This is a genomic window from Amycolatopsis arida, from assembly GCF_900115565.1.
In the GTDB taxonomy this organism is placed as follows: domain Bacteria; phylum Actinomycetota; class Actinomycetes; order Mycobacteriales; family Pseudonocardiaceae; genus Yuhushiella; species Yuhushiella arida.
Genome location: NZ_FOWW01000002.1, coordinates 554,162 through 572,903, shown reverse-complemented (window position 1 = coordinate 572,903; position 18,742 = coordinate 554,162). Strand labels below are relative to the sequence as shown.

Annotated in this window: 18 protein-coding genes, 1 tRNA gene and 3 pseudogenes; 15 read left to right on the top strand and 7 right to left on the bottom strand. The window is 72.5% G+C overall.

Going from position 1 to position 18,742, the window contains the following annotated elements; all coding sequences use genetic code 11:
• Positions 1-162 precede the first annotated feature (162 nt).
• Both BM051_RS29385 and BM051_RS30795 read left to right on the top strand, forming a co-directional pair.
• Positions 163-366, top strand: a complete 204-nt coding sequence (locus BM051_RS29385; protein WP_092529279.1) for a hypothetical protein — start codon at positions 163-165, stop codon at positions 364-366.
• Positions 318-1,331 (top strand): annotated as a pseudogene (locus BM051_RS30795) (recombinase family protein); the annotation flags it as partial. The gene BM051_RS29385 and the pseudogene BM051_RS30795, both read left to right, overlap by 49 nt.
• Here BM051_RS30795 and BM051_RS07485 read toward each other — a convergent pair.
• Positions 1,317-1,901, bottom strand: a complete 585-nt coding sequence (locus BM051_RS07485; protein ID WP_092529278.1) for a hypothetical protein — start codon at positions 1,899-1,901, stop codon at positions 1,317-1,319. The pseudogene BM051_RS30795 and the gene BM051_RS07485 overlap by 15 nt on opposite strands.
• Positions 1,902-2,199: 298 nt before the next feature.
• Positions 2,200-2,272: transfer RNA gene (locus BM051_RS07480), tRNA-Arg, on the bottom strand.
• 192 nt (positions 2,273-2,464) lie between these two features.
• Between BM051_RS07480 and BM051_RS07475 the strand changes: the two genes are divergently transcribed.
• The 7 genes from BM051_RS07475 to BM051_RS07445 all read left to right on the top strand — a co-directional run bounded on the left by BM051_RS07475 (position 2,465) and on the right by BM051_RS07445 (position 9,552).
• Positions 2,465-3,115 (top strand): response regulator, encoded by a 651-nt coding sequence (locus BM051_RS07475; RefSeq protein WP_092529277.1) that lies wholly within the window; start codon positions 2,465-2,467, stop codon positions 3,113-3,115.
• A gap of 14 nt (positions 3,116-3,129) precedes the next feature.
• Entirely contained in the window at positions 3,130-3,750 is a 621-nt protein-coding gene (locus BM051_RS07470; protein WP_092529276.1) for a trimeric intracellular cation channel family protein, read from the top strand.
• A 52-nt stretch (positions 3,751-3,802) separates the two neighbouring features.
• On the top strand, positions 3,803-4,492 hold the full coding sequence (locus BM051_RS07465) for a response regulator transcription factor (RefSeq protein WP_092529275.1): 690 nt from the start codon (positions 3,803-3,805) through the stop codon (positions 4,490-4,492).
• An 11-nt stretch (positions 4,493-4,503) separates the two neighbouring features.
• A complete protein-coding gene (locus BM051_RS07460; protein ID WP_243859211.1) occupies positions 4,504-5,868 on the top strand; it encodes a sensor histidine kinase in 1,365 nt (454 codons plus the stop codon).
• 156 nt (positions 5,869-6,024) lie between these two features.
• A complete protein-coding gene (locus BM051_RS07455; RefSeq protein ID WP_092529273.1) occupies positions 6,025-6,861 on the top strand; it encodes a DeoR/GlpR family DNA-binding transcription regulator in 837 nt (278 codons plus the stop codon).
• The gene (gene galT, locus BM051_RS07450; protein WP_092529272.1) at positions 6,855-7,937 is read left to right on the top strand and encodes a galactose-1-phosphate uridylyltransferase; all 1,083 of its coding nucleotides are present in this window, start codon (positions 6,855-6,857) and stop codon (positions 7,935-7,937) included. Before BM051_RS07455 ends, galT begins: the two co-directional genes overlap by 7 nt.
• Positions 7,938-8,001: 64 nt before the next feature.
• Positions 8,002-9,552: a trypsin-like peptidase domain-containing protein gene (locus BM051_RS07445; protein ID WP_092529271.1), complete on the top strand. Its 1,551-nt coding sequence runs from the start codon at positions 8,002-8,004 to the stop codon at positions 9,550-9,552.
• Between the two features lie 123 nt (positions 9,553-9,675).
• Here the strand turns inward: BM051_RS07445 and BM051_RS07440 are convergent.
• Positions 9,676-9,903, bottom strand: a pseudogene (locus BM051_RS07440) (WCX domain-containing protein); the annotation flags it as partial.
• A gap of 134 nt (positions 9,904-10,037) precedes the next feature.
• Here BM051_RS07440 and BM051_RS07435 point away from each other — a divergent pair.
• Both BM051_RS07435 and BM051_RS07430 read left to right on the top strand, forming a co-directional pair.
• Positions 10,038-10,223: pseudogene (locus tag BM051_RS07435) on the top strand (ATP-binding protein); the annotation flags it as partial.
• Between the two features lie 230 nt (positions 10,224-10,453).
• Complete coding sequence (locus BM051_RS07430; RefSeq protein WP_092529270.1) at positions 10,454-10,960, top strand: MogA/MoaB family molybdenum cofactor biosynthesis protein; 507 nt, start codon at positions 10,454-10,456, stop codon at positions 10,958-10,960.
• A 1,462-nt stretch (positions 10,961-12,422) separates the two neighbouring features.
• Here the strand turns inward: BM051_RS07430 and mscL are convergent.
• The 4 genes from mscL to BM051_RS07410 all read right to left on the bottom strand — a co-directional run bounded on the left by mscL (position 12,423) and on the right by BM051_RS07410 (position 14,819).
• Positions 12,423-12,824, bottom strand: a complete 402-nt coding sequence (gene mscL / locus BM051_RS07425; RefSeq protein WP_092529269.1) for a large-conductance mechanosensitive channel protein MscL — start codon at positions 12,822-12,824, stop codon at positions 12,423-12,425.
• A 147-nt stretch (positions 12,825-12,971) separates the two neighbouring features.
• Positions 12,972-13,625, bottom strand: coding sequence for a Flp pilus assembly protein CpaB (gene cpaB, locus BM051_RS07420; protein WP_092529268.1), 654 nt, complete (start codon positions 13,623-13,625; stop codon positions 12,972-12,974).
• A 131-nt stretch (positions 13,626-13,756) separates the two neighbouring features.
• Positions 13,757-14,089 carry an FmdB family zinc ribbon protein gene (locus BM051_RS07415; protein ID WP_092529267.1) on the bottom strand — a complete coding sequence of 111 codons (333 nt, stop codon included), beginning with the start codon at positions 14,087-14,089 and terminating at the stop codon, positions 13,757-13,759.
• Between the two features lie 151 nt (positions 14,090-14,240).
• Positions 14,241-14,819, bottom strand: coding sequence for a 5-formyltetrahydrofolate cyclo-ligase (locus BM051_RS07410; RefSeq protein ID WP_244894471.1), 579 nt, complete (start codon positions 14,817-14,819; stop codon positions 14,241-14,243).
• A gap of 48 nt (positions 14,820-14,867) precedes the next feature.
• Between BM051_RS07410 and BM051_RS07405 the strand changes: the two genes are divergently transcribed.
• The 4 genes from BM051_RS07405 (at position 14,868) to sepX (ending at position 18,711) form a co-directional block, all read left to right on the top strand.
• The gene (locus tag BM051_RS07405; RefSeq protein ID WP_092529265.1) at positions 14,868-15,776 is read left to right on the top strand and encodes a UTP--glucose-1-phosphate uridylyltransferase; all 909 of its coding nucleotides are present in this window, start codon (positions 14,868-14,870) and stop codon (positions 15,774-15,776) included.
• Complete coding sequence (gene glp, locus BM051_RS07400) at positions 15,773-17,041, top strand: molybdotransferase-like divisome protein Glp (RefSeq protein WP_092529264.1); 1,269 nt, start codon at positions 15,773-15,775, stop codon at positions 17,039-17,041. The genes BM051_RS07405 and glp overlap by 4 nt, the downstream gene beginning before the upstream one ends.
• 5 nt (positions 17,042-17,046) lie before the next feature.
• A complete protein-coding gene (locus tag BM051_RS07395) occupies positions 17,047-17,718 on the top strand; it encodes a GNAT family N-acetyltransferase (protein WP_092529263.1) in 672 nt (223 codons plus the stop codon).
• 138 nt (positions 17,719-17,856) lie between these two features.
• Positions 17,857-18,711, top strand: a complete 855-nt coding sequence (gene sepX / locus BM051_RS07390; protein WP_092529262.1) for a divisome protein SepX/GlpR — start codon at positions 17,857-17,859, stop codon at positions 18,709-18,711.
• The last annotated feature ends 31 nt before the right edge of the window (positions 18,712-18,742 follow it).

Sequence of the window (18,742 nt, the reverse complement as noted above, 5' to 3'; positions counted from 1 at the left end):
CGGCCAATGCGGCGCCCTCCGATGGTCTGGAGTCGCGCGTGCGGGGTCTGCGCCGCCGAAGGGAACGAGAGGGGGACGTGTCCGAGCACGGCGCCAGAAAGTCGTTGGGTGAGGACTGCTCCGCCATGGCCAGCGGTCTGCTGGCTGGCGTGGAGGTGCGGCGTGATGGTGGCTGAACGACTGCGGCGGAACGAACGCTCGGGCCGTCTCGTTCCGGACGAGCCGCCGGACGTGGTGTTCGAAGTCCGGATCGCCGAAGGAGCTGAAGCCGAGCGGTTGAGGGTGGAGCAAGCACGAGTGTTGTGGGAGGTGATGGAATGGGTGGCCCAGAGGCGATCCATGCATGGGCAGGACCACGCCGCATAGATCGCACGCATCCGCTAGCGGGACCGGCCGTGCTGGCCGCGTCCTCGGTCATCCGCGTCGCCTTCGCCGGTCGCACGTCGACCTACGACCAGCAGGACCCGACGCTGTCACTGCCGCGCCAGCTGCGCAACTGCCACCACGCATTGCCCGAGAACGCCGTCATCGTGGTGCACTTCTACGACATCGAGTCTGGCCGTATGGAGCTGACGGCGCGGGGCCAAGGACACGCCCACGAGTTGCTCCAGATTCCCATTCCGCGCGATGGCGGCATTCAGGACCTCCTAGAGGAAGCCGAACGGCCCGATCGCCGCTTCGACGTCGTCATCTGCGAGGACATCTCCCGGATCGGCCGCCGCTCGTACATCTCCACCGAGATCGAGCACCGCCTAGAGAAGGCCGGCGTGCTGCTCGTCGCGGCCGACGAGCCCTTCCGGCTTGGCGAATCCGGCCGCCGGGTCAAGACCGCAATCCAGGTGCTGACTCGGCGGGTCAAGCAAGGGGTGGCCGAGTGGTATGTCACCGAGATGCTCGAAAAGAGCTGGGACGGCTTCGAGACCCACACCGAGCAGGGCTACAACGTCGGCAAACCCTGCTACGGCTACCGGGCGAAGAAGGTTCCGCACCCCGTTCCGGCCAAGCGCGCCAAGGGCATCAAGAAGACCCTCCTGGAGGTCCACCCCGTCGAGGGTGCCGTGGTCCGCGCAGCGTTCCGCTGGCGCGTGGTCGAACGGCTCGGTTACCAGACCATCGCGGATCGTCTCAACCAAGACCTCGCCACGAATCCGCCGCCGACTCCGGTCGAGGCGGACCGGGCCGTGGGGTTGTGGACCTACTCCAACGTTCGCGACATGCTCACCAACCCGAAGCACACCGGGCACATGGTGTGGAACCGGCGCGCCCGCAAGGGGGCCGGCAAGAACCGGATGAATCCGGTGTCGGAACGGGTCTGGTCACCCGAACCGGTGCACGAAGCCCTCATCGATCTGGAAACCTTCGTGCAGGCCCAACAGGTCGCCGAGCAGCGCGAACGGTCGCGACCGGGAGGCGGGACGAACAAGCATCCGCGCACGGCGCGGATCTACCGCCTTCGCAGCTACATGTGGTGCATCGAGTGCGGTCGTCGCTTCTCTGGCAAGACCGCCAAGGGCCACGGCTACATGGTGTGCGCGCCGAAGAAGGCGTACCGACCCGGCGGACACCCGCCCAGCATCTGGGTCCGCGAAGACACGCTCATCGACGGGGTGACCAGCTTCCTGGCCGCCCAGGTCTTCGGCCAGTACCGACACCAGCTCCTGGACGCCAACCTGAAGGTCCTGGACGAGACCGCCCAGCGCAAACGCGCCAACCGGATCGCTGCGATGCGCCGAACCATCAGCGAGAACGAGGCCAAGAGCAAGCGGTTGGTCCGCAGCCTCGAACTCGCCGATGACGTCGACCAGCACCTCATCCGGGACATCAACGAACGCCGGGCCGAGCTGCGCGCCGAACGCGACGAGCTCGCTCAGCGACTCGCCGAGCTGGAAGACGAGATCCACAAGGCGCCCAACCCTGCCCTGCTCGACCAACTGCCCGTCACCCAGGTCGACCTGACCGAGATGCCCGACGACCTGTCACGTCGGCTGTTCGAGGTACTCAGACTGGAGATCCGATACGACCACACCACCCGAGTGGCGACGTGCCGGGTGACCCTGACCGGCGAAACCATCCACGCCGTCAGCCGAGCAACGAACGACACGGTCGTCCCGGTGCAACGCGGACACAAAGATCAACACCGAAAGGAGCGCGAGGTGGACACGGCACCGCGTACCACCCCTGCGTCATCCTTCTGTGTAGTGCCCTCGGCAGGATTCGAACCTGCGACCTACCGCTTAGGAGGCGGACGCTCTATCCCCTGAGCTACGAGGGCCGGTCGTGCTCAGGGTACCGCTAGTCGGCGTGGTCGAATGCGGCGGGCGGCCCGCGGGGGACACGGCCGAACGGGTGGGGACAAGCGCCGCTGTCCCTCGTGTGGGTGTGTGGTTGCCGTGAACCGGCATGCTGTGGGTAGCCTTCGTTAACCACTAGCGGGTGAACCCCGCCGCACGCTCCGGAGGCATCGTTGATCAAGGTCATGTTTGCCGACGACGAGGAGCTGGTCCGATCGGGCCTGCGTGCCATGTTGTCGGGCGCACCGGACATCGAGGTCGTGGGCGAGGCCAGCGATGGCAGGTCGGCGGTCGAGACCGCGAGACGCTTCCACCCGGACGTGGCCCTGCTCGACATCAAGATGCGCTCCGCCGACGACGGCATCCGCGCGCTGCGCGCCATCCAGGCCCTGCCGGAGCCCCCGGTGGTCGCCATGCTCACCACGTTCGACATCGACGAGTACGTGAGCGCCGCCCTGCGGCTGGGGGCCAACGGCTTCCTGCTCAAGGACATCGAGCCCGCCGCGCTGCTCCGCGCCGTGCGCGACCTCGCCCGCGGCGGCGCCGTGCTGGACCCCGGCGTCGCCGCCAGGATGGTCTCCGCCCACCGCGACGAGCAGCGCGCCGCGCAACCCGCGCGCAAGCTGCTGGCCTCCCTCTCCGACCGGGAGCGCGAGGTGGTCGGTCTCATCGGACAGGGCCTTTCCAACGCCGAGATCGGCGGCAAGCTGCACCTCTCGGAGGCCACGGTCAAGGGCTACGTCTCCGCGGTGCTGTCCAAGATCGGCGCCGCCAACCGGGTCCAGGCGGCATTGCTCGCCTACCGAGGCGGGCTGATCGAATAGCACCGAACAGCGCCATGCTGCTCGCCGCGTTCGAGATGCTCGGCCTCGTGGCCTTCGCCGCCTCGGGCGCGTTCGCCGCGGTATGGGCCCGGCTCGACGTCTTCGGCGTCGTCGTGCTCGGCCTCACCACGGCGCTCGGCGGCGGGATCATCCGGGACGTCCTGCTCGGCATCACCCCGCCCACCACCCTGCGCACCTGGCCCTACCTCGCGGTCGCCGCGGCCACCGCGCTGGCGGTGTTCGCCTTCCACCCGGTGTTCGCCCGGCTGCGCAAGGCCGTGCTGCTCGCCGACGCGGTGGGCCTCGGCGTCTTCGCCACCACCGGCACCGCCATCGCCCTGGGCGCCAGCGCCCCGGTCTACACCGCGTGCCTGGTGGGCAGGACCACCGGCATCGGCGGCGGCGCCCTGCGTGACGTCCTGCTCCGGGAGATCCCGCTGGTGCTGCGCAGGGAGATCTACGCCCTCGCCGCGCTGGCCGGCGCGGTGCTGGTCGGCGCCGGCCACCTGCTGCGGCTCCCGCCGGGGCCGGTGACCGTGGTCGCGGCGGCCGTCGTGGTCACCGTGCGGGTGGTGGCGCTGTGGCGGCGCTGGAACGCCCCGGTCGCCCGCGGCACCGGCGCGCCCGCCGAGTGAACCGCCGCGTGGCTCTCAGCGCGGTCTCAGCCGGGCGGGTAACACTGTGCGCATGCGCATTCTGGTGGTCGACGACGACAGGGCGGTCCGGGAGTCCCTGCGCCGCTCGCTGGAGTTCAACGGCTACGACGTCGAGTTGGCCGGTGACGGGGCGCAGGCGCTCGACGCGATCGTCGCCCACCGCCCCGACGCCATGGTCCTCGACGTCATGATGCCCCGGCTGGACGGCCTCGAGGTGGCGCGCCGGCTCCGTAGCACCGGCGACGACCTGCCCATCTTGGTGCTCACCGCGCGGGACACCGTCTCCGACCGGGTGGCCGGGCTCGACGCCGGCGCCGACGACTACCTGCCCAAGCCGTTCGCCCTGGAGGAGCTGCTGGCCCGGCTGCGCGCGCTGCTGCGCAGGGCGGGCCCGGAGAGCCAGGCCGAGCAGGCCGAGGTGCTCTCCTTCGCCGACCTCAGCCTCGACCCCGGCACCCGGGAGGTGCGCCGCGGCGACCGGCCGATCAGCCTGACCCGCACCGAGTTCGCGCTGCTCGAGCTGTTCCTCTCCTACCCGAAGCACGTGCTCACCCGTGGCCGCATCCTCGAGGAGGTGTGGGGCTACGACTTCCCGACCTCGGGCAACGCGCTCGAGGTCTACGTCGGGTACCTGCGGCGCAAGACCGAGGCCGGCGGCGAGCCCCGGCTCATCCACACCGTGCGCGGCGTCGGCTACGTGTTGCGGGACACCCCGCCGTGACCGTTCCCGCCGTGGGACGTTCCCGGCGGTTCTCGCTGCGCAGTCGTGTCACGCTGCTGGCGGCGATCTGCGTGGCCGGCGCGGTCGGCCTGGTGTCGTTGGGCGCCTACCACACCGTCCGCACCAACCTCTACCAGCAGCTCGACGACAGCCTCGTCCAGCGCGCCGCCGCCGCGGTGGAGACCCCGCCGGTGCAGAGCCGGCTGCAGCAGATTCCCGGTGCCTTCCTGGCCAGCTCCGACATCCAGATCGGGCTGCTGAGCGCGCAGGGGACCATCACCTACCCAGGGGAGGGCGGCCAGCCGCCGTGGGGGCCGCAGGAGCTGGCCGTCGCCAGGGGCAACGCGTCGATCTCCCTGCGCACCGACCCGGCGACCGACAGCAGGGTGGTGGCACTGCCCTCCGGTGCCGGGCAGGCCATGGTGCTGGCCCAGCCGCTCGGCCCGACCAAGCGCACCTTGAACCAGCTGTCCGTGGTGCTGTTCCTGATCAGTGGCGCGGGGATCGTCGTGGCTGCGCTCGCCGGCACCGCGGTGGCCCGTGCCGGGCTTCGGCCGGTGGAGCGGCTCACCTCGGCCACCGAGCGGATCGCCCGCACCGGCGACCTGCGGCCGATCCCGGTCAGCGGTGACGACGAGCTGGCCCGACTCACGCACAGCTTCAACACCATGCTCGGCACGGTCGCCGAGTCCCGGGAGCGGCAGCGCCAGCTGGTCGCCGACGCCGGCCACGAGCTGCGCACCCCGTTGACGTCGCTGCGCACCAACCTGGAGCTGCTGCTCTCGGCCAGCCGGTCCGCCGGCCCCCGGCTGTCCGAGCGGGACCGGGCCGACATCGAGGCCGACATCCGCGGCCAGCTCGACGAGCTCACCCAGCTGATCGGCGACCTGGTGGAGCTGGCCCGGCAGGACGAGCCGCGCGCCGAGTTCGAGCGGGTGGACCTGGTCGAGGTCGTGGAGCGCGCGCTGGACCGGGCGCGGCGGCGGGCCGGCGAGATCCGGTTCGACGTGCGGCTCGAGCCGTGGGTGCTCAGCGGTGACTCCAGCGCGTTGGAGCGCGCGGTGCTGAACCTGCTAGACAACGCGGTGAAGTTCGCGCCGGACGGCTCGTCCGTCCGGGTGCGGCTGCGCCCGCTGGGCGACGGGACCGCGGTCGTGGAGGTCGCCGACTTCGGGCCGGGCATCGCGCCCGCCGACCTGCCCAAGGTCTTCGACCGCTTCTACCGCTCGTCGGAGGCCCGCACCCTGCCCGGCTCCGGCCTGGGGCTGGCGATTGTGAAGCAGGCGGCGGAGCGGCACGGCGGGGTCGTGTACGCCGGCAACGCGCCGGAGGGCGGCGCGTTGCTGACGATGCGGCTGCCCGGCATACCCGGATGAGGGGAACATGCGTTGTACCCGGGTGACGAACTACCGGATGAACACGGTTAGTCACCAACTTTTCACCCTTCGTATATCATAAGGGTGAACAGGATCGATGTTTACTCGTGTAGGATTTTGTGCAGTTGAGACTGTTCTGCGGGGACGGAGTGGGCGGTGCTGGCGCGGCAGCGGCAAGCGATCATCCTGGAGGAGACGCGGCGAACCGGGGCCGTGCGGGTGAGCGACCTGGTGGCCAGGTTGGGCGTCTCCGACATGACCGTGCGCCGCGACCTGGACGTCCTCGCCAGCCGGGGCCTGGTCGAGAAAGTCTACGGCGGCGCCACCTCGGTGGGCGGCACGAGCATCGACGAGCCGGGGTTCGAGGCCAAGTCGGTGCGCCAGCGCGCGCAGAAGGAGGCCATCGCCGAGCTGGCCGCGACCCTCGTCCGGCCCGGCACCGCGATCGGCCTCTCCGCGGGCACCACCACCTGGACCCTGGCCAGAGCGCTCGACCACGTTCCGGGGCTCACCGTCGTCACCAACTCGATCCGGGTCGCCGACGTGTTGCGGGCGGCCAACCAGCCGGACCGCACGGTCGTGCTGACCGGCGGCGTGCGCACCCCGTCCGACGCGCTGGTCGGTCCGGTCGCCGTGCACAGCCTGCGCACCCTGCACCTGGACATGGTCTTCCTCGGCGTCCACGGCATGGCGGAGGGGCCCGGGTTCACCACGCCGAACCTCACCGAGAGCGAGACCGACCGGGCGCTGGTCGAGGCCGGCCGCACGCTGGTGGTGCTCGCCGACTCCACCAAGTGGGCCACGATCGGGATCTCCACCATCGCCGAGCTGGCTGAGGCACACGTGGTGGTGACCGACGACGGCCTGCCCGACCACGCCAGGAAGGTGCTCGCCGAGCACGTGGGTGAGCTGATGGTCGCGCCGGCGCGCGGGGCCGCCCGGTCGACTCCGCGGTGCGCCGGCGACGCCGGGAACACGGAGGACGCGTGCTGAGGACCGTGCGCCGGCTCGCCGACGGGCGGGAGATCGTCTACTACGACGAGCCGGGCGCGCCGCCGCGCACGGCCGAGGACACCCGGGACCTGCCGCCGGTGACCGCGCGCTCCGAGATCCGCCGCGACCCGCTCACCGGCGAGTGGGTCGCGATGGCCGCGCACCGGCAGACCCGCACCTACAAGCCGCCGGCCGACCTGTGCCCGCTCTGCCCCACCCGTCCCGGCAAGCCCAGCGAGATCCCAGAGCCCGACTACCAGGTGGTGGTGTTCGAGAACCGCTTCCCGTCCTTCGCCGAGGACGCCGCCGGCCCCGGACCCACGGTGGACGGGTCGGGGCTGGTGCCGGTCGAGCCGGGCCGGGGCCGCTGCGAGGTGGTCTGCTTCACCAGCGAGCACGACCGCTCGTTCGCCGAGCTGAGCCCCCGGCGGGTGCGGACCGTGCTCGCCGCGTGGGCCGATCGGACCGCCGAGCTGTCCCGGCTGGCGGGGGTGGAACAGGTCTTCCCCTTCGAGAACCGGGGCGAGGAGATCGGGGTCACCCTGCATCACCCGCACGGCCAGATCTACGCCTACCCGTTCGTCACGCCGCGCACCGAGCGGATGATCGAGGTCGCCCGCGCTTACCGGGCCGAGCACGGTCGGCACGTCCTGGGCGACGTGTTGGCCGCCGAGCGGGCGTCGGGTGAGCGCGTGGTCGCCGCCGGCGAGTGCTGGACGGCGTTCGTGCCGCCGGCCGCGCGCTGGCCGGTGCAGGTGCAGCTGGTGCCGCACCGCCGGGTGGCCGATCTCGCCGAGCTGACCGAGTGGGAGCGGGCCGACTTCGCCGAGGTCTACCTCGAGGTGCTGCGTCGCTGCGACGCGCTCTACGACCGCCCGCTGCCCTACGTCGCCGGGTGGCACCAGGCGCCGGTCCGGCGCGACCGCGACCTCTGCTGGCTGCACCTGGAGCTGTTCTCCGTGCTGCGAGCCCCGGACAAGCTGAAGTATCTTGCGGGTTCGGAGTCGGGTATGGCGGTGTGGGTGAACGACGCGACACCGGAGCAGATCGCGCGGCGGCTGCGGGACACTCGGTGAAATCACCCAGTTACCCACAGGTTCGACTCAGCCCGCTCTCAGGACCGAGGCGCATGGTGAAGGCATGACCGAGAACGAGGACCGCCGGGCCGCATCGGACACGCCCGGCACACCGGAACACGGCGGCTGGCCCGCGAGCCACGACGAGCCCAGGACCCCGCCGCACGGCACGCCGGCGGTGGGCGGGCAGCCCGCCCCGAACCCGTGGTCGGCACAGGCCCAGTCCGGCTCGCCACCCCAGCCAGGCTCGGGGTATTCGGAGGCCCGGCCGGGCTCGCCGGCCCAGCCGGGCCCCGGCGACCCGTCCGGGCCGCTCTACGGCAGCGCCGTGACCGGCCACAGCGGACAGCCCGCCGGTGGGGGTTTCCCGGCGGGGAGCGCCGGCGGCGAGCACGGTGAGCGAGCGCCCGAGGGGGAGTCCCACGGTGCCCGCTCCGAGCACGGCGAGCAGGGCTCGAGCTACCCACCCGCCGGGTCCACCACGATGTTCCCCGCGCCCCCGGCGCCGAACCGGAGCCGGGCACGCGGCGGGAGTCGTGTGGTGGCCGGTGCGGCCGTGCTGGCACTGCTCGTCGGTGGCGGCGCCGGTGGCATCGCGGGCTACCTGGTGGCCGACAACAACAGCGGCGGCGGGTCGGTGGTCAACGCGCTGCACCAGCAGCCGACGGCCAAGCAGACCGCCGCGCCCCCGGAGGGCACCGTCGAGGCGGTGGCCACGAAGGTGCTGCCCAGCGTGGTGCAGCTGCAGGTGGTGGGACGCGCCGGTGCCGGCGAGGGCTCCGGCTTCGTGCTCAGCGAGGACGGCTACATCCTCACCAACAACCACGTCGTGGAGTCCGCGTCCGGCGGTGCCGGGCAGATCCAGGCGGTGTTCCAGGACGGGAAGAAGGTGCCGGCGAAGATCATCGGCCGGGATCCGACGACCGACATCGCCGTGGTCAAGGTCGACGGGGTCGGCAACCTCAAGCCGGTCGAGCTGGGCCGCTCCGACGACCTGCGGGTCGGGCAGAGCGTGGTGGCCATCGGCTCGCCGTTCGAGCTGGCCGGCACGGTCACCGCGGGCATCGTGAGCTCGCTGCACCGCCCGGTGAGCGCCGGCGGGGGGCAGGGCGACCAGACCACGGTGATGGACGCCATCCAGACCGACGCGGCGATCAACCCGGGCAACTCCGGCGGGCCGCTGGTGAACATGGCCGGGCAGGTCATCGGGATCAACTCGGCGATCTACAGCCCGCAGTCCGGGCTGCCGGGGGCGCAGTCGGAGGGGGGCAACGTCGGCATCGGGTTCGCCATCCCGATCGACCAGGCGCGCCGGACCGCCGACGACATCATCAACACCGGCAAGGCGAAGCAGACCTACATCGGCGCGCAGGTGGGCAACAGCCCCAACGGCGGCGCGGTGGTGATGGCCGTCGAGCCGGGCAGCCCCGCCGAGCAGGCCGGGCTCAAGGCCGGCGACGTGATCACCAAGATCGACGACCGCCCGGTGGACGGGGCGAACACCCTGGTCGCCGCGATCCGTACCCGGGCGCCCGACGAGCGGGTCACCCTCACCGTCGACGGCTCGCGCACCATCGAGGTGACGTTGGGCGGGCAGGACGTCGAGACCAGGTAGGACGCTCGGCCGCCTCGCGGCCGAGACCAAGCCCCGGTTCCGCTCGCCGCGGGCCGGACAGCGCACCGGGTGCGGCCGGCACCCCCTGGAACGGCCGCACCCGGTGCGTCGTGTTCCGCGTGGTCAGTACCGCTCGAGTAGCCATCGGCCCAGGGCACGCAGCCGGTCGACGAGCGCGGCCGGTTCGATGACGTCGAGGTCGAGATCCAGGTAGGCGAGCCAGCGGGCCGCCCAGTCGAGGTCGTCCGTGCCGAAGCGGAGCTCGCACTCGTCGCCGTGGTCGACGACGGTGGCGACGCTGGGGTCGACGAGCTCGCGGGCGAGGTCGGCCGACGTGTGCACCCGCACGCGGACGCGGTGCCGCCACGGCCCGTGCGCGAGCGTGTCGGCGACGAACGCGGCGGCGTCGGGCGGCGGCTCGGGAACCGGGAAGCGGGTGCCGAGCGGTTGGACGCCATCGACCCGATCGAGGGCGTAGACCTTCCATGTTCGACGTGGCGTTCCGGGGTACCCAGGCGCGCACGCCGGAGCGGGTCGGGGGGTCCGCCGGTGGCGGGCTCGGCCTGGCGATCGCGAAAGGCCTGGTGGAGGCGCACCGGGGACGGATCAGGGTGCGCAACCACGGGCCGGGGTGCCGGTTCGAGGTGCGCCTCCCGCTGGCCACCGGCTGACCCTCTCGACGCTGGCCGCCGGGCGCCCGGCCGGGCGGGCGCCGGGCTCCCGGTGTCGGGCGCGGCACGCCCGCGGGGCGGCGCCCGGGTTTCCGGTTGGAAAGTGTCGGGGCGGTGGACGCCCGCCGGGCGGGTGACAGTCCCACCCGGGCCCTCGCCGGTCGTCGCGTTCTCCCGACGATCGCCGGCTCGTTCTGGCGGGCGCGGCCCGATTGACTACGGTGGTGACCATGGAACGGAGTGCACAGCGGCTCGGCCGCGCCCTTGTGGTGATCGTCGACGACCGTGCGGCGCACGGTGAGAACGAGGAGACGTTGGGTCCGCTGATGACCGAGCTCCTCGAGGAGGCCGGCTTCATCGTCGACGGCACGGTCGTCGTGCACGCGGAGACGGTCGCCATCCGCAACGCACTCAACACGGCGGTGATCGGGGGTGCCGACCTCGTCATCACGGTCGGCGGCACCGGCGTGTCGCCCCGGGACGTGACACCGGACGCCACCGCCGGCGTGCTGGACCGCCCGATTCCCGGCATCGCCGAGGCGCTGCGCTCGTCGGGCCTCGCGGCGGGCGCGGTGGACGCCGGGATCTCCCGCGGCCTGGTCGGCGTGTCGGGCAGCACCCTGGTGGTCAACCTGGCCGGGTCACGCTCGGCCGTCCGCGACGGGATGGCCACCTTGTCCGGTCTGGTGCCGTACGTGATCGGCGAGCTGTCCGGCCTGGCCGAGGCCCAGGCCTGACCCTCGGCGGGGACCCATCCGTGGCCGACCGGCGGCGCCGCGACCAGCCGAACGCCTCCGACGAGCCCGGTGGCTCGGACGCCCCGGGCACCACCGGCGCGCCGCCCGAGAGCCACCGGCCGGACGGGGACACCACCGCGGGCACGTCCGGCACACCGAACACCGCCGGCGCGGCGCAAGGGGGTCGTGTGCCCAGCGGGCCCGTTTCCCGGAAGGCTGAGTCCCCGTGTAGGGGTGGCAAGCCGAGTGCCGCCGATCCACCGAGTGCGTCCGGCGCGTCGAGCAGGGGTGGTGCGTCGAGCGGGGGTGGTGCGTCGAGCGGGGGTGGCGCGTCGAGCGGGGGTGGTTCGCGGAGGGGTGCTGATGCTCCGAGCGGGGCTTCCGTGCCGGGTGCGGCCGATTCGCCGGTCGAGTCGGGTGCGGTGAGCGGAGAGGGTGCGCCGGGTAAGGCCGATCCGTCGAGTGGGCCTGGTGGGCCCGGCGACGGTGGTGCCGCGCGGAAGCCTGCTGGTTCCTCGCTCTCCGGTGGCGCGCCGAGCGCCGCCGATTCCCTGAGTGCGTCCGGCGCATTGAGCAGGAGTGGCGCGTCGAGTGGGGCTGATGCGTCCAGCGGCGGTGGTGTCCCGCGGCGGGCTGCTGGTTCCCCGCACGAGGGCGGCGCACCGGGTGCGGTCGGTCCGTCGGCCAGGACCGAGAGGTCAGAGGCATCGGCTCCGCCGATCGCGCGGGCGGGTCGTCGCCGCGCGGTCCGCCCGGCCGATCGCCGCCCGGCCGATCGCCGCCCGGATGATCGCCGGCTGGCCGCGGTGTTCGGCGACGTGCTGCCCGAGACCACCTCGGACGAGCGCGGCCCCCGCGACGACACTGACTCCTGGCACCTGGAGAACCGCCCGCCCCACCACGACCGCTGACGGCGGCGCCGGAAGGGGCCCCACCCCCACCCCTCCCCAACTCCTGCGATCGCGGCTTCGGCGCTGGGACGGGTGTCCCGGCGCCGGCCCGTGCGGTGACACGGGTGCAGGCCCATACCGCACCCAGCCGCTCGACGACCCATGCCACCCAGCGGTCAGCACGGTCACGTCGTCCCGGCGGAGCGCGGATGTCCTCCTCGAGCGCGGCGGTCCGCGACCCGCGGGTGGCGACGTAGCGGTACCGGCCGGGGCCGACCGGCTCCTCCACCACGCCGATCGTGCTGACCGCCGCCCGTTCCAGGGTCTCGGCCGCTCCGGCGGTGTCCCGGCGCGGCAGAGCACCTACGAGAGCGTGGTCGCCCTGTGACGCTCCAGGTCGTCGCTGTGTCGGTTTGTCGGCATTGCGGTAGTCCGGTTCGTGCCTGTCGGGATCGCCGATGTCGCGGTTGCCCGGATCTTTGCCGTGCCGGGTTCGCCGGCGTGGTGTTCGGCCAATGGGTCCTGTTGTCGGTGTTCGGCTCGTCGGGCAGTGGAACAGAACGGAGCGTGGTCTACCGCTGGCCCTGCTGCTCCCGGAGCAGGTCGCGGATCTCGGTCAGGAGCTCGATGTCGGTGGGCTCGGCCGGCCCCGGTTCCTGCCCTCGCTTGCGGCGCTGCTGCAGCTTCTTCACCGGCAGCACGATCACGAAGTACACCACCGCGGCGATGAGCAGGAAGTTGATCGCCGCGTTGATCACGCCGCCGATGTCGACGAAGGTGGCGTCGTTGCCGGCCAGGATGTTGAAGCCCAGTCCCCTCGCGGCGTCGGTGCCGCCGAGGGCGTTGATCAACGGTCGGATCAACCCGTCGGTGAATGCGGTGACGATCGCCGTGAACGCGGTTCCGATGACGACGGCGACCGCGAGGTCGACGACGTTGCCGCGCATGATGAAGTCCTTGAAGCCTTTCAGCACCGTGCCTCCTGATCCGTGGCGAACCCGTACCGACGTCCTTTGTAGAACCGTGCCTTCGGCTGGACATCCTCACCCGGCGGGCCCCGCGGCCGGCAGCCGGGCCCCCGGCCGGCGTCCCTCATCGCGCCGGCGCCACTCCGGTCCGGCTCAGCGGAGGGTGACGGCCACCGGTCGATGCAGGGACGCCGCTGCCAGCCGGCTCGCCGCCTCGGTCGGAACCGCGAGCAGCACCAGCGGGCCGGCCGTCGCGCCCAGCGGGCCTTCCCGAGGTTGAGCGTCCGGGTGAACCACGGTCAGCACGGTGGCCAGGGACGCGATCGGGTCTCGGGTGCGTTCGTCGGGACCACCGGCCACAACGTCGACCGTGGTGCCCGGGTGCAGCAATCCCGCCACTCCGCCGTCGGCGAGCCGGACCGGGACGACGGCCGCGCCGGGAGGCGCCGCATGGGGGTCCACCAGCCTGACGTCGGTGATGGGTTCGCCGGTCCGGGCAGGGCCGGCGAGCAGCCGGCCTCTCGCCGGGTCGGGCGAGTCGAGCGCGCCGGCCGGACGCATGCTCTCGGGGAGCTCGACGACCCGCAGGTCGGCGGCCGTCAGGGGGCGCCCTGGCGCCAGGTCACGCGCCGCGACGAGGGTTGGCGTGCCGACCGGCGGCGGCCGGATGGCGAGAAGGGCGGCGAGCAGAAGGAGCACGACGGCCGCCCCGCGCCGGACCACGGTGAGCGGCCGTCCTCGAACCAGCGTGCGGAGTCGCCGCCACCACCGCCGTGCCGTCTCCGTCGTGCTCCGCGTCTCCGACATCGTTGCCCTCCGCTTCCCGTGCGGGCGGGTGGTCCGCCCTCGATGGGATCGACGCTAGGAGGGGTGGGCGGGTGGGGGAACAGGAAAATCAGCGGGCTGTGGACAAGTGGGTGGTTGTGGACAACTCCCGGTCAGGAGGCCGCCGCGGACGCCGCCGGCTTGCTCGACGACGTACTGTCGGACTTGCTCGACGAGCTCGACGAGCTCGACGAGCTGGACGAACTGTCCGAGCTCTTGCTCTCACCCGACGCGGACGTGGAGGTGGTGGACTTGCCCGACTTGGTGTCGGACCGGGCGTCGGTGCGGTAGAAGCCGCTGCCCTTGAAGATCACGCCGACGGCACCGAACAGCTTGCGCAGCGGGCCCGTGCACTCCGGGCACTCGGTCAGGCTCGCGTCGGAGAACGACTGCACGGCCTCGAACTGGTGGCCGCACTCCTTGCAGGCGTACTGGTAGGTGGGCACTGGTGCTCCTTCACGCGTTGGCACTCCGACTGCGAGAGTGCTAACGCAATTCTGCGGGATCGCATTCCTCGAACGCAATCGTGGATTGGTCACAGGTGTCGTGGACGCGGCGAAGCCGGTGGCCGATGTGACCGAACCCACAGTCGAAGGATCAGTCCATCCCCGGGCGCGGCAGCGCCACCAGACCGCGGCCCGGGGTGAGGGCGGCGGTCACCCTGGCGTCGTGCGGTTCCGCCGGCAGCCGTGGCACCAGCTCGGCGTCCCGGACCACCGCCACCACCCGTGCGTCCGCTGCCGCATGCGGCAGCGACCGGTCGTAGTACCCGACACCGCGACCCAACCGGATTCCGGTCCGGTCCACCGCCAGTGCCGGCAGCAGGACCAGCTCCGCCAGGCCCAGCGCGGCCGGCCCCAACCGGGGCCCCGCGGGTTCCAGCACGCCGGGGAATCGGCTGTTGACCAGGCCGGACGTGCCGGTGTACTCCGCCCAGTCCAGTGGTCCCGGCGCGGGCGGCACCACGGGTAGCAGCACCCGGGAGCCGCGGTCGCGCAACACGTCGAGCAGGCCGATCGAGCCCGGCTCCGCGCCGAACGGCACGTAGGCGCACACCGTGCGGCCCGCGACGGCCGCCGCGGCCTCGGTCAGCGCCAACGCCTCCGCCACCCGCTGCTGCACCGACACCGCGGCCCGGTTGGCCAGCAGTCGGGTGCGCCACTCCGCCTTGCTCAACCGCTCATTGCCGCCGGGGTGCACCTCACCAGGTTAGGCTTTGCTGCCATGACGGGCGCCGTGACCAACCAGACGTTCCGAACCGCGATCGTGCCGGCCGCCGGCCTGGGAACGAGGTTCCTGCCGACCACCAAAGCCGTGCCGAAGGAGCTCCTCCCGGTGGTGGACACACCGGGCATCGAACTCGTCGCCGCCGAGGCGGCGCAGTCGGGCGCCAAACGCCTGGTGATCGTGACCTCGCCGGGCAAGGAGTCGGTCGTCGACTACTTCCGCAGCGCGCCGGAGCTGGAGCAGACCCTCGAACGCAAGGGCAAGACCGACCTGCTCGACAAGGTCCGCCGCGGACCCGGACTGCTCGACGTCGAGGTGGCCATCCAGCACCAGGCGCTCGGTCTCGGCCACGCCGTCGCACAGGCCGAGCCGAACCTGACCGACGAGGACACCAGCGTCGCCGTGCTCCTGCCCGACGACCTCGTGCTGCCCACCGGCGTGCTCGACCGGATGGCCCAGGTCCGCGCCAGGTACGGCGGCAGCGTGCTCTGCGCGTTCGACATCCCCAAGCGGGACATCTCCGCCTACGGTGTGTTCGACGTGGCCGACACCGACGACGAGGACGTCAAGCGCGTCCACGGGATGGTGGAGAAGCCGGCGCCCGAGGACGCCCCGTCCACCTTCGCCGCCGCCGGCCGCTACCTGCTCGATCGGGTGATTTTCGACGCGTTGCGCAGGATCACTCCGGGTTCCGGCGGCGAGCTGCAGCTCACCGACGCGGTCGCGTTGTTGATCGAGGAGGGCCATCCGGTGCACGTCGTGGTGCACCGGGGGGGCCGGCACGACCTGGGCAACCCGGCCGGGTTCCTGAAGGCCGCGGTCGACTTCGCGCTCGAGCACCCCGACTACGGCCCCGGCCTGCGCGCGTGGTTGGCCGAACGGCTCGGGGGGACGTCCCGCGCATGACCGAGACCGCGAGCCCCACCGTCGCCCCTGAGCCCGTCGAGTTCCGGGCCGTGGACGAGCAGATCGCCCTCGCGCTGGGCGCGGCCGTGCGCCCCCGGCCGGTGCGCGTCGCCATCTCCGAGGCGCAGGGGCTGCTGTGTGCCGAGGAGGTCGTGGCCGAGCACGCCCTGCCCGGCTTCGACCAGGCGGCGGTGGACGGCTACGCGGTGCGCAGCGTCGACGTCCGCACCGCCGGCGAGGAGCCGGTACAGCTGCCGGTGGTGGGGGAGATCGCCGCCGGGTCGCGCCAGCCCCGCCGGCTGCAGCCGGGCCAGGCCGTGCGGGTGGCCACCGGCGCGCCGCTGCCGACCTTGGCCGACGCCGTGGTGCCGCTGGCCTACACCGACGGCCACCAGGCCAAGGTGACCGTGCACCGGCGGGTGCCGTCGGCGGGCTACGTCCGGCGCACCGGTGAGGACGTGCAGATCGGTGACGTCGCGGTGCGCCGGGGCGACACGATCGGCTCCGCCCAGGTCGGCCTGCTCGCGGCGGTCGGCCGGTCGAAGGTCCTGGTGTATCCGCGGCCGCGGGTGTCGATCATCTCGGTGGGCGACGAGCTGGTGGACGTCGACCGCACCCCGTCGGTCGGCCAGGTCTACGACGTGAACTCCTACGCGCTCGCCGCCGCGGCCCGGGACGCCGGGGCCGAGGTGAGCAGGGTCGGCATCGTGTCCAGTGAGCCGAAGCGGCTGCGCGAGATCGTCGAGGGCCGGCTGCTCATGTCCGAGGTGGTCGTGGTCGCCGGCGGGGCGGGCGGCACCGCGGGCGACGAGGTGCAGGCGGCGCTGTCCGATCTCGGCGAGATCGACATGACCAGGGTCGCCATGCACCCCGGCTCGGTGCAGGGCTTCGGCCGGCTCGGCCCGGACTCGGTGCCGACGTTCCTCATCCCGGCCAACCCGATGAGCGCGCTGGTGGTGTTCGAGGTGCTGGTCCGGCCACTGATCCGGGCCGCCCGCGGCACCCGCAACCCGCACCGGCGGATGGTCGACGCCCGGCTGCTCTCCCCGGTGACCTCGACCAAGGGCCGGCGCGGGTTCCTGCGCGGCCAGCTGCTGCGTGACGAGTCCAACGGCGAGTACCTCGTGCAGCCGCTCGGCACGTCCGGCACTCACCTGCTGGCCTCCCTGGCCGAGGCGAACTGCCTGATCAACGTCGACGAGGACCTCACCGAGGTGGCCGCGGGCGAGCAGGTGAAGGTGACCTTCCTGGCCCAACGCGCGTAACGCCCATGTCGACACCGCCGCACCGCTCGGCGCACGACGTCGAGCCTCGTCACCCTGGGTGGCCAGCCCGGCTCGGTCCGTTGCGGGTCGCCGCGGGTGAGGTGGCGTTGCGGCCGGTGCGGCTGCGGGACGCGGGCGCGTGGAGCCGCATCCGCCTGCGCGACCGCGCCTACCTCGAGGAGTGGGAGCCGAACGGGCCAGGCTCCTGGGAGGAGCGCAACGGCCGGCTGGCCTGGGTGTCGCAGTGGTCGGCGCTGCGGACGCTCGCCCGCCGCGGACAGTGCCTGCCGTTCGCGATCACCGTCGACGGCGAGTTCGCCGGGCAGATCACCCTCAGCAACGTGGTCAGGGGGGCCCTGCGCTCGGCGTGGGTCGGGTATTGGGTGTCCGCCACGCTGTCCGGGCGCGGTGTGGCGACCGCGGCGGTCGCGCTGGCGGTGGACCACACCTTCGGCGCGGCATCGCTGCACCGGCTCGAGGCGACCGTCCGCCCCGAGAACGCGGCGAGCCTGCGGGTGCTGGCGAAGGCCGGGTTCCGGCAGGAAGGGCGCTTCCGGCGCTACCTCCAGGTCGCCGGGGACTGGCGGGACCACCTGTGCTTCGCGATCACGGCCGAGGAGGCGTGGGACGGCCTGGTCGCCCGGTTGGTCGCGGAGGGGCGCGCCGAAGCTCCGTGACGCCAATACCACACGCGGTGATTTTCACCTAGTTCAGCGAGGACTTTTCCGATCTCGCCCGGCGTGCCTGCGCCCCATCTGTTACTCCTGTGACTAGCGTGACTGCAGGGAGCCAACGGTCGGGGGAGGTGACGGGAGATGCCGAGCTCGTTGATCATCGTGGCGCTGGCCGCCGCGTGGCTTGTCGTCCTCGTTCCGATGATCGCGCGGAAGCGGCAGGAGATCGTGCCCACGAACGATTCCGCGTTGGCCGCCAGGGTCGTGCGCAGCGGAGGCGCGGACATCCAGCTCGGGGGGCGGGAGGAGTACGCAGTGCCCGAGAAACCGAAGCCGGACGAGCCCGCCGGCGCCGACGAGGACATGAGCGCGGCCGAGCCGTTCGAAGCCGACGAGTTCGACGACGGCTTCGACGACGACGTCGACGACCTCGACGAGGAACCCGCCGAACGGCCGGTCGACGAGACCCCGCGCGCGCGACCGACCACCGTGCCCGCGGCCGTGTCCGGCTCGGGGCGCCGGTACCGACCCGGCCGCGGCGGCTTCGACCCGGAGGCCGCCGAGATGGCCGCCCGCGCCAAGTACGCCTACCGGCAGCGGGTCGTGCTGGTCCTGCTCGCGCTGGTCATCGTCACCGCCGTCCTCGCCGGGTTCCTGTGGTCGGCGCTGTGGTGGGCCAACGGCGCCGCCGACGTCGTGCTGGTCGGCTACCTGATCTACCTCCGCCGGCAGGTGCGCATCGAGGACGAGATCCGGCAGCGGCGGCTCGCCCGGCTCAACACCGCCGCCCGGCGGCCCGCCCGCGAACCCCGCCGGGCCGAGGAGGTCGAGATCGCCGAGCGACGACGCGCGGTCGTGGGCAGCGAACGCAAGCCCGTCCCGACCTCCCGCGTGCGGCGCCAGGCCGTCGTCGTCGACATCGACGACGAGGACCCCGCCTTCCACGAGCTCGCCGAGCCGAACTACCAGCCGTACCGGCGGGCCGCGGGCGAGTAGGGACCCCCACCCCGGTGGACCCGGGAGCGCG